This is a genomic window from Azotosporobacter soli, assembly GCF_030542965.1.
Lineage (GTDB): Bacteria > Bacillota > Negativicutes > SG130 > SG130 > Azotosporobacter > Azotosporobacter soli.
This window is the reverse complement of record NZ_JAUAOA010000018.1, coordinates 64,172-75,443: the sequence shown is the minus strand read 5'-3', so window position 1 is coordinate 75,443 and position 11,272 is coordinate 64,172. Positions and strand designations below refer to the sequence as shown.

General features: G+C 48.4%; 9 protein-coding genes and 1 riboswitch. All 9 genes read right to left on the bottom strand.

Annotated features, from left to right (window positions below):
* Positions 1-142: 142 nt before the first annotated feature.
* Entirely contained in the window at positions 143-598 is a 456-nt protein-coding gene (gene tnpA / locus QTL79_RS13935; RefSeq protein ID WP_346353623.1) for an IS200/IS605 family transposase, read from the bottom strand.
* Positions 599-792: 194 nt separating this feature from the next.
* A complete protein-coding gene (locus QTL79_RS13930; protein ID WP_346355574.1) occupies positions 793-1,593 on the bottom strand; it encodes a hypothetical protein in 801 nt (266 codons plus the stop codon).
* Positions 1,594-1,772: 179 nt separating this feature from the next.
* Positions 1,773-2,813 (bottom strand): diguanylate cyclase, encoded by a 1,041-nt coding sequence (locus tag QTL79_RS13925; RefSeq protein WP_346355573.1) that lies wholly within the window; start codon positions 2,811-2,813, stop codon positions 1,773-1,775.
* A gap of 239 nt (positions 2,814-3,052) precedes the next feature.
* Positions 3,053-4,093, bottom strand: a complete 1,041-nt coding sequence (locus QTL79_RS13920; protein ID WP_346355572.1) for an HD-GYP domain-containing protein — start codon at positions 4,091-4,093, stop codon at positions 3,053-3,055.
* A 275-nt stretch (positions 4,094-4,368) separates the two neighbouring features.
* Entirely contained in the window at positions 4,369-4,548 is a 180-nt protein-coding gene (locus QTL79_RS13915; protein WP_346355571.1) for a hypothetical protein, read from the bottom strand.
* Positions 4,549-4,630: 82 nt separating this feature from the next.
* A riboswitch (cyclic di-GMP riboswitch) is annotated at positions 4,631-4,715 on the bottom strand.
* 384 nt (positions 4,716-5,099) lie between these two features.
* Positions 5,100-6,179: an ureidoglycolate dehydrogenase gene (gene allD / locus QTL79_RS13910; protein WP_346355570.1), complete on the bottom strand. Its 1,080-nt coding sequence runs from the start codon at positions 6,177-6,179 to the stop codon at positions 5,100-5,102.
* A 54-nt stretch (positions 6,180-6,233) separates the two neighbouring features.
* Complete coding sequence (locus tag QTL79_RS13905) at positions 6,234-9,407, bottom strand: [FeFe] hydrogenase, group A (protein WP_346355569.1); 3,174 nt, start codon at positions 9,405-9,407, stop codon at positions 6,234-6,236.
* Positions 9,408-9,496: 89 nt separating this feature from the next.
* Positions 9,497-10,429 (bottom strand): carbamate kinase, encoded by a 933-nt coding sequence (gene arcC / locus QTL79_RS13900; RefSeq protein ID WP_346355568.1) that lies wholly within the window; start codon positions 10,427-10,429, stop codon positions 9,497-9,499.
* A 57-nt stretch (positions 10,430-10,486) separates the two neighbouring features.
* Positions 10,487-11,272 carry a (S)-ureidoglycine aminohydrolase gene (allE, locus tag QTL79_RS13895; RefSeq protein WP_346355567.1) on the bottom strand — a complete coding sequence of 262 codons (786 nt, stop codon included), beginning with the start codon at positions 11,270-11,272 and terminating at the stop codon, positions 10,487-10,489.

Genomic DNA, 11,272 nt, shown 5'->3' with positions numbered 1-11,272 from the left:
AATCAGAACCACCCGTCTAACGGGTGGTTTGCACTGAGGCTATAAGCCTCTATTACTAGCCGGCGTCTCAAGACGCTGGCTTTCACTTTGTTCAAGCCACTACGGTCTAATCACTTTTGCTATCCCTAAAGGGATGTTTGTACTACTTCACGTTACCCTTAAAAGGGTCATCGTACTCTCGTACATTCAGTTTATCTATTGCTTGATCATGTTTTTCTTGTTCTTGAATGTACTTCTTGATCGTCGCTTCATTTAGCCCTACTGTACTAACATAATATCCTTCTGCCCAAAAGTGCCTATTCCCATATTTGTATTTCAAATTACCATGCTGTTCAAATATCATTAGCGCACTTTTTCCTTTTAGATACCCCATAAATGCAGAAACACTGAATTTTGGCGGTATCGATACTAACATATGCACATGATCGATCATTAGATGACCTTCTATGATTTTTACGTCCTTATAACTGCATAGCCTTCGTAATATTTCTCCTATGCTTTCACGATATTGACCATAGATTATTTTCCGTCTAAACTTCGGCGTAAATACTATGTGGTACTTGCACTGCCATTTTGTATGTGCTAAACTTTGTCCCATAAAACTCACCAGTCCTTTCTTTGTATAGTGGCCTGAACACCCTCTATTATAAGAAAGTGGTGAGTTTTTGTATAACAGTTGTCATCCACCCGCATAGCGGGTGGTTTTCTGTTTCGCTTCGCTCAACTGACTAAAGTCATAATAAAGACAAAGGCCATGGCAGATACTTCGCCATAGCCTTTGTTCTCTCACGCCTAAAGAAACGAAATGGCCGCATCCTTTTTACTGATCCGCACCGTCATTACAATTTCCGCTTTGACGGCGAAGCCGGGAATGCCGTATTCTCCAACGTAATTGCGATTTTCTTTGATCTTATCACGCAGCTTTTGCTGAGTTTCTTCATCTTTGATGCCAAGCTCGCTGACTTTGGCAATGATCGCTTCACAGCCGCTGTCAAGCGCGCGCATCGCCGTGATGCGCACCTTGGTGTCAATGTCTTCAAAGCCTTCGTAAAAGCCATAGCCGTTCGCGACAAAATCCCAATAATCGGCCGTTTCTTTAAAATCTTTGATACTTCCTTTGCTTTCCGCTATCGTTTTGTTAAAGAAAGGGTTGATTTCATCGACCTGCTGGCACTGCAGTTTGAAACGGTAGGTCGCTTTCAGGACCTTATTGCCGTTTTCCACAGCTTTGAACGGCTTACCGTATTTCTCGCCGTTGTCTTCTTCGACGATTTTAACGTACGCGGCAAAGTCCACCGCGTCTTTCGCAATTTCAAATTCTTTTTGCGCGACGACTTTGGCAATCAAGAGCTCATTCACTTTGTTTTCCGCATCGAGCAGCGCCAGCTCGCGCCCTTTCTCCTTGCGTTTATCGCCGCGCTCCTTCAGCTGCGAAAGATCGACCGTTGTCTCATACCAGACCGGCGTCGTCACAATTTCCGTAAACAGCTTGGCTTTCGCCGCCTTGTTCAATTCTGTCGCGCTAACCACACTCGTCAGTTCAAGTAAACATACCAAACAAACCATAATCTGCATGATAATTCGTTTTTTCACGCCAACCCTCATTTCAAAAAAACTTTCTTTGTTCATACAGACTATTATAGCAAATTTAAGCGCCGCAACAAAGTTTGCTTCTCCTTTACTCGTTTCCTTCCTGCAACCAGCTTTTTAAAACGGATACCACAAAAAATCCTCAACCGTTCTTGCTGAGGACCTTTTATCTTTCACAGCTCTCAATTGCTGCAGCATTCTATTCGATTGCGTCCGTTTTGCTTGGCCGCATATAGTGCCTTGTCCGCCTTATCGATAAGCAGAAAACTTTTCGTTAGTGGATCGACTTGCGTCGAAACGACGCCGATGCTCACCGTGACGAACTCATACGGCGAACTCGGATGCTCGAGCTTGAGCGCGGCAATCTTATCTTTGACCCGCTGCGCAACGAGCAGTGCGCCTTCTTCATCCGTATTCGGCATCACAACGGCAAATTCTTCGCCGCCGTAACGCGCGGCAAAATCCTCACTGCGCTTCATCTCCCGCATCAACACCGAGGAGATCACCTTCAAACAATCATCACCATATAAATGCCCCTGGCTGTCATTGTACTGCTTAAACCAGTCCACATCGAGCATCATCAACGAAATCGGTTCCCGCTTTCGTCCAGCGGTGCGTAGACTTTGCTCAAAAAAAGCGTCAAAGCAGCGTCGATTGGCGATTCCTGTCAACCCATCGGTAGCCGACATCTTTTGCAGCTCTAAGAAGCGCATTCGCTCCGCGGCCAGATTGCCCAAGATTTCGCCAAACTTGACATAGTATTTCATAACCTTATCGACCTTGTCTTTTGAAAAGACAGGCACAGCCTTTAACGCCGAAAGATACTCCGCTTCCAAAAATCCATAAAGATGGGCCTGGCGTTTAAACCATTCTATATCCGGCTCTTCGAAGAAGAACTGCCCGAGCATGATCGAGCCGACTTGCATGCCGCCGACAAAGAGCGGCGACGCCACGTCCACCAGGCCGTTGAGACATACATGATAGTGATAACGCTTTCCACCCGGCCCTAACGATAACAGCGCTCGATCACTTGCGCAGCAACGCTCCAATGTAGCCGGATTCTTCCGGTGGAACTGCACGCAAAGCGACTGCCAGCCGATCCCGATAAGAATTTTTCCGTCCATATCCAAAATTGCACAAGGTATGGCCGTAACATCAAAAAAAGCTTCCATCAGGTCTTTAAGTTCAGCCAGATCGATCATTTCCAGAAACATTTTTTCCATGCCAACCACCGTCCCGCATCACCTTGACGGCTATCCGCCATCACCTCACATACCTTAACAATTATTTTTCAAAAGCACAACCGCTTTACTTATCCTAATTATTTTTCCTCTTCGCAAGATAACATTCTTCATAAAAACGTCATCTCTTTTATGCTTAGAGGCTATTGTTAAAATACAAACAGCGCGACTACGCTATACATAGCAGAAACCGACTGCGCTCATTCAGCAGTCGGTTTCTGCTATATATATATGTCTGTTGTCTGCAGATCGACAAGCACGCCGCTCGACATGCAGACAACCGGCTTTGTAAAGCTTTTGACGTTAGGCGTAAATGAAATGATTTTCGCTTTTTCTCCGTTACTTAACAGCACCCGACTTCCAGTAAAATAATCGCGCATACTGTCGAGAAAGATCATGCAGATATTCGGCTCGAGTTTTTCGAACATTTCCTCGCGCAAGATGTCGAGCGCCTTAAACGGCGTCGCTTTCTTTTGATAAGGCCGGTCGGATGTTATAGCATCATAGACATCGGCGATAGAAACAATTTTGGCCGCCTCATGAATTTCAGCGCCGACCATCCCTCGTGGATATCCGCTGCCGTCCATTCTTTCGTGATGCTGCAAAATCACTTGCTTCACATTTTCGCCAATCTGTCCATCCGCTTCGACTACTCGATACCCTTCCCTCGGATGCGTCTTAATAATGGCAAACTCCTCGGCCGACAAACGTCCCGGTTTATCGAGCACCGCCAAAGGAAGAACCAGCTTGCCAATATCGTGCAGTAGTCCCGCTAAGATCAGGTTCCGCAATTCCGCCTCTTTATAGCCGCACCATTTGCCCAAGATTCCGGTCAGTACCGCCACATTTAAGGCGTGGTTAAACGTATGCTCGCTATGACAGCGTATGCCATGCAAATAATCCAACGCACCGATCGATTCCACCAAGAAATTGATTTTTTGATCGACAATCTCAAGAATTTCGACAATAGGAACCGATCTGTTTCTTTCCAACTGCCGAAACGTATAAGTTATCTTCTCAATTGTCTCCTTATAGCTGTTTACAAACTCCGTTCGCGCCTTATTTTCCGCAAGCTCTTGCCGCCGCGCCGCCGCTTCGGCATCATCTACGCGAACATACGCGCCCCAATTGCCAAGCCTTTCGATCTGCGCCTGGTCAAGCACGGCCCCTTTAGCCAGTAATTTCACCAAACCTTCCGCATCGACCATATCATTTTCGATGCACATGCCCGGCACCAAATCTTTTGTTGAAATCAAATTCATTCATTGTCCTCCCGTTGTCGCAACAAACATCAATCATGAATCCATTTCACGGTTATAACAACCGTTCTCTATTGCCGCCTATCCTCTTACTTTCCCACGATCGTATCTCCACATATTTGAGTTCTTTGCGGAACATGCTTTTCGAGACATAGGTCTTCCGGTACAGCTTGCATGCGAATAATCCCGCCAAAATGCTTCCTAATACTGTGACATATAAATCAATTGTAATCTCCATCTAAACCTCCCTATGGTGTGAAGCCCCTGATAGATTCCTTTCACGCTTCCATGCGCAAAATCTGAACTGCTTTTTCCACCTGCTCTTCTAATTTCTCAACATGTTCCGCTATGGAGCGTTCGCCCCGTTGACGATACGTAATCCCCGTCGCCTGAATGATAATCCGTAATTCTTCCAACTCCTTGCGTTTTTTTTCAACCGCCTTGAATACTTCGAGCATGAATTCTCCTCCGTCTATCTATAAACACGAATGGCATCCGTCCGACTACAGACTGATGCCAATGATGTACAGTTTATTACAAACCGGCAACTTGGCAGTCATAGACCCTCGTCCTTAGACCCATAGCTTTGCGTCCCTATCTTTCAACAGGTTTGCCTTATTCATTTTTATATCCACCATAGCTTAGTGAAAAGCAGGACTAAATACCCTTAACATAAAATGTCAACATTTATTATTGCGAAAAAAATGACGGCTTCTTTACCGTCTTTTTTATTTGCCAAAAACACCAATATATACAATCTATCACAAATCGTCGCAAATGTTAACTATCTATTTAAATGAAGTTCATTATCTAATTGGATAGTTAGGCATTCGCCCCTTCTTTTCTTTAACACTTTTGCCGAAAAAAGTATGCTCGACATTGCTTTGATCTTTTTCTTCTGCGTGAGACAGTAGATCAGAATGGCAACAGCTGCCCGTTTTGACACCATCGATTGAAGCAAAAGGACAAGGAGTTGTCGAGAGACCACTCCTTGTCCTTTGTCTTTCCTTTAATCCAGCGTATCCGATGCGAAAGCGCTTTTTCCCTCGTAACGGTTGTAATGCACGTCTTCGCTTACAAGATAATCATAAATTTCCTTTACGATCGGAATTCCGTTGCGCTCATATTCCAGCGCTTTCTTCTCGGAAGATTCACCGGGAACCAACACCCTGTCGAACCCTTCCGCGGGGCGGAGTTCATGAATTTCTCCCACCATCTTACTTACATTGTTCTTGAAGGTGTCGAGCGTCGTGAAATAATCCGGATTAATGACCAGATGAATTTGCCCCAGCTCGCGTCCGGCGGAAAGGTCGGCGTACATCGAGCTTACATGACCGCCAAATGGAACGCCGAGCAAAGAACCGCACAAAATATCCACCATCATCATCAAGCCGTAGCCTTTTGAACCGGCAATGGCCAAAAGACCGCCTACCGCAAATGGATCGGTCGTAGGACGTCCGTTCTTATCTACCGCCCAGGTTTCAGGGATCGGCTTGTTTTTCGCTCTGGCATCCAACACTTTGCCCCATGCGCCGACGGTAGTCGCCATATCAAAGACAATCGGCGAACGCCCCGCGCAAGGTGCGGCAAAACCGATCGGGTTTGTGCCAAAATAAGGATCGGCGGAGCCATAAGGCACGACCATCGGATCGGACTGGCACATCGACATCGCAATCATGTTTTCATCGGTAGCCATGCGCAGGAAATAAGAAAGGGTTCCGCAATGTCCCAGTTCGCGCATGCCGACAAAACCAATGCCGTTCTCTTTCGCCATTTTTATCGCTTCGATCATGCCGTTTTTCGCCACGACCATGCCGACTGCATTATCGCCTTCGTAGATGCCGGTACAAGGTCCTGTTTTTCTGAAAGAAAAATTCGGTTTCGCGTTGCTGCCGCCTTTTGCGATCCGTTCCGAATAATACTCCACACGCACTGCGCCATGCGAATGCACGCCGCGGCTGTCTGCATAGCTCAAATGGTTCGCCACTTCCTGCGCATGATCATCCGGCAAACCCGCCTTCATCAACTTATTTTTAATCAACTGATGCAACTCCGCTTTTTTTACGACGATCATTTCCTGACTACTCATAGTAAAGGCCCCCTCTTATTCTCATTTCGTTTTTCAAATCCAGCCTACTGAACTTTAGCGTTTCTCTTTTTTTCCTGCATACTCGGTATGCAAAAGCTGATGTGCAAGCGGTGAATTGGCCGCACCGTAAAACTCATCATAGAGCCGTAAAACATCGGGATTCTCTTGCGATTTACGATATTTCGACGTTTTATCGATATCGACGAGAACCTGTTGCCGTTCTGCCATTACACCAGCTTTTTCCGGCACCGGATGACCGGCGCCGCAGATGCATCCGCCAGGACAGGCCATCACTTCGATCAGGTCATACCCGGCATCGACGCCTTGGATAATTTTTTCGATAATCGGCTCCGCATTATGAAGTCCGCTGACGACCGCTACGCGAATCGTTTTGCCGGCCGCTTCAATGGTCGCTTCTTTTATGCCGTTAAAACCTCTGATCTCCTGAAATTCGAGTTGTTCCTCGCGCACTTCACCGGTCACTTTTTCAACCGCCATGCGCAGCGCCGCTTCGGCAACACCGCCGGAAGCGCCAAAGAGAACGCCCGCTCCGGAAACACGCTTATACGGCTCATCAAATTGCGACGGCGCAATATCTGCTGCTGCGATGCGTTTGAGTTCCAGCATCTCCAGCATCTCACTCGAGGTAAGCACCGCATCCACGTCGCGAATCCCATCCGGCGCAAATTCCGGACGTGCCGCTTCATATTTTTTTGCGATGCAGGGAACAATCGAAACTACATACAACTCTTTTTTATCGACTCCAGCCATTTTCGCAAAATGATTTTTTACGGTGGCTCCCATCATTTGCTGCGGCGACTTACAGGTCGAAAGATGCGGAATCAACTCCGGATAACGCCGTTCCACAAAGTTGACCCAGCCGGGACAACACGAAGTAAATTGCGGCATAACGCCTGTCTTCTCCACCCGCCCCAAAAACTCCATCGTCTCTTCAACAATGGTCAGATCGGCAGCAAAAGTAAAGTCAAAGACCTTATCAAAATCCAGCGTTTTGAGAATCCCTGCCATAAAAGCAGCCGCCGCATCAAAAGGAACGGCAAAATGTGAGGAAACCACGCTTCGCACCGCAGGTGCCACAAAACCGATCACCATCTTATTCGGATCATTGATCGCGCGGAACACCTTTCCTTTTTCACTGCGAATATCGAGCGCACCGCACGGACAGGCGTTAACGCACTGGCCGCAGCTGACGCAGTCCGTTTCCGACAATGGCTGGCCGCTTTTCGTTCCTACGAGCTGTCTTCCCTGTTGGATCTGATAAGCAAGAACGTCCGGCCCTTCAATCTCAGCGCATGCCGAAATGCAGCGCCCGCAGGAGATGCACTTATTGTGATCCCTTACGATAAACGGATGATCTTCCACAATCGGAATAAATGGACGTTCATGAAACGGTTCTTTGTATTCGAGCCCGTGACAAGTGGCCTCTTTTCGCAAATCACAGCCGTAGCGTTCCGCGCAACCGCATTTCAAGCAACGCGCCGCTTCCAGCCTTGCCGCACTTTCGTCATAGCCCAGCTCCACTTCCGAAAAACCGCCTTTGCGCTGCGCAAGTTCGATTGTCGGCATGGCAGAGCGCGCGATTTTCGGCAGCGTCTCAAATTCCCATTTCGGCAGATCTTCCATCGATCCCCGGCTGCAGCTATAGTCCCTGTTGTATTCTTTGATATAGCCCTTCATCAAAAAACTGTCCATAGCTTCCGCAGCATGGCGTCCCGCAGCCACCGCCTGAATCACCGTCGCAGGGCCCGTGACGCAATCACCGCCCGCGAACACATTCAGTTCCGAAGTTTGAAAGCTTCTTCCGTTGATTTCGATATCGCCCCATTTGTTGAGCTTTACCGGAAGGTCATTATAGAGAAATTGCGTATTCGTACTTTGTCCGATAGCCCCGATGATGACATCTGCTTCAATGATCTCATCACTGCCTTCAATCGGCACCGGTCTGCGTCGCCCGGAACGATCCGGTTCACCCAATTTCATTTTGATGCAATGGAGCCTTTTTTTCGTGCCCGCTTCCGTAATTTTATTCGGCGCCATCAAAAAGAGCATTTCCACGCCTTCCCGCAACGCTTCTTCGACTTCATTCGATTCCGCAGGCATTTCTTCCCGTGTGCGCCGATAAATCAGCTTGACGGACTGCGCCCCTTTGCGCAGTGCGGTACGCGCGCAGTCAATCGCCGTATTGCCGCCGCCGATGACAGCGACGTCCTCGGAAGGTTTTACCTCGCCGCCCTTGATTATATGCTCGAGATACTCGATTCCAAGCCAGACGCCATCAAGATTTTCTCCTTCCACCTGCATCGGCGTCGCGCGCCAGGAACCGATTGCCATATATACGGCATCAAAATCCTCGCTCAGTTCTTCCAGACGGATATGCGTGCCAAGCGTTTTTCCCGTCATGATCTTCACGCCAAGATTCTTAATGCTGTCGATTTCCTTGTCTAACGTCGCCTTAGGCAGACGATATTCCGGAATACCGTATCGCATCATGCCGCCCGCGTGCGGCTGGCGTTCAAACACCGTCACATCGTGACCGTTGACCGCGCTATAATACGCAGCGGAAAGTCCCGATGGCCCAGCGCCGACAATCGCAATCTTTTTGCCGCTCTTTTCTTTTTTAACAGGAAGCCAGGCTGCCTCAGCCGCCAGATCTAAGTCTGCCACAAAGCGTTTGACATGATTGATCGCCACCGGTGAATCGACCTGACTGCGACGGCACTGCGCCTCACAGGGATGGGGACAAACGCGACCGCACACGACCGGAAACGGATTGCTGTCCTTGATGACCTGTAGCGCCGCGGAAAAGTTTCCGTTCGCCGCATGCCGCAGATAAAGTTGGATGTCGATATTAGCCGGACAGGTCATTACGCAAGGCGCGACGCAATCTGCATTGTGATCGGAAAGAATCTGTTCAAGACGTACTTTTCGATAGCTTTCCAGTTTGTGACTGTTCGTAACAATCTTCATGCCTGCTTTAATCGGCGTCTGGCAGGACTTCACATCCCTCACAAAATGATCTTCCTCAATTTCAACCACGCACAAACCGCAATTGCCGTTCGACCGTTCCAGCCGGATATCGTAGCAAAGATGCGGGATGTGAATGTCTTCCTGTTGCAGAGCCTGTAAAACCGTCAGATGATTATACACTTCCACTTCGCGTCCGTTTACCAAGACCTTAATCCGTTCATTGCTTGCTAACTGATTCATTGGTCCTCCTAAAGTGCATAAGTTGGAGTTAATGAAAATAAACTGTGGCAGACGGGCAGGTCTGCGGCCGGCAGAAGCGGCCGCCTTATTTATCCGATTATCGTTCCCTGATCTTTCACGACTGCATTATATGCGTTTTCCAGAGAGGTGATAATCGCTTTTCTGCCGTTTCCGGCTTCAACAAACTTGATCGCCGCCTCAATCTTCGGCAGCATCGAACCCGGCGCAAAATGACCTTCTTTGCTATATTGCTTCGCCTCAGCAATACTGATGCGCTCCAGCCATTTTTGTTCCGGTTTGCCGAAGTGAATCGCAACACGCGGTACAGCCGTCAAAACGATAAACGAGTCCGCATCAATGACATCCGCCAGTTTAGCCGCGGCCTTATCCTTATCGATCACGGCGTCAACGCTGTGAAGCAAGCCGTCTTTGCAATATACCGGAATACCGCCCCCGCCGCAGGCAATTACGACATCGCCATTTTCCATCAGACAGCGGATCGTCCCTTTTTCTTTAATATCCACCGGTTCCGGCGAAGGGACTACGCGACGAAAACCTCTGCCGGAATCCTCGATAAACGTATAACCGCGTTCCTTGGCGATTGCGTTTGCTTCCTCTTCCGAGTAAAACAGACCGACCGGTTTTGTCGGCTCTTGAAAAGCCGGGTCGTCCTGTTTGACAATCACCTGCGTAATGGCAGCGGATACGTGCGTTGCCATGCCCTGCTCCAAAAATGTGTTTTGCAGCGCATTTTGCAAATGAAAACCGATATACCCCTGGCTCATCGCACAGCATTCCGCAAACGGCATCACGGAAACATTGGCATTTTCTTTATATGCAAGCTCAAAGGCCAAATTGATCATCCCGACTTGCGGTCCGTTGCCGTGGACGATTACGATGCGGTAGCCGTCTTTGACCAGTTGCACAATGTGGCGGGCAGCAGCCGAAACTGCTTCCTTCTGCTCATCGGGAGTATTTCCAAGCGCATTTCCTCCTAAGGCGATGACCAATTGTTTGTTCATTTTCATACCCCTCTTTGTTTCGTTATGAGCAGCCTATCCTCTTCATGCGCGGCAAGATCAAAGACTCACATCGCGGTTGCAATCCTTGGAATACACATAGGCGAAGTTTTCCTCGCGGCCTACCGCATAGCAGGCCTGCGGGCAATACGCGCCCATGAAAAGGTAATCTCCTTTTTGCACCGGAATCCAATCGTTATCGAGATTGTACATCCCCTGTCCGCTCAGGCAATATGCGCCATGTTCCTGGATATGCGTTTCGATATAGCCGTGCGATGCGCCCGGTTTGAAGCTAAGGATATGGAAATTGCAGTCAAATGCCAGGTCTTTCGGCAAAAAGTCTTTTACCAAAACATCTTCCATGCCTTCGTATATCGACCATTCCATCGCTTCCGTATTCCCGGTGACGACATACGGTTCAAAGCCTTCCAGCCGATTATAGATTCGCTTGTACAGGAACGCTCTCGTTTCTTTTTTGCTTTCGTTGTGGAAATACAGTTTCGTTCCCGGCGGGCAGTAGACAAAACCGCCTTTTTCGAGCGAACACTTTTTTTCCCCCGCTTTGATTGTAAGCTCGCCCTCGATCAAATAGAGCAGCGTTTCTTCATCGGCAACGCCGAAGCCGCTTTCGTTCTTGCCGCCTACATGGATGGTCAGCAGATAGTCGACAAAGCTGGCGCCGAGTTTCGGCGAAGCGAGAATCGTGATATCGCAATTCTCAAAACCGGGAATGACATTCTTAACCAACCCGTCCGGTTCGATCAGCGCATAGTTTCCTCTTTTGATGATCGAACGGTTGCTCAAAAGACCGTTTCTGTATCCGGTAACCTGATTCAGATAGCTCAT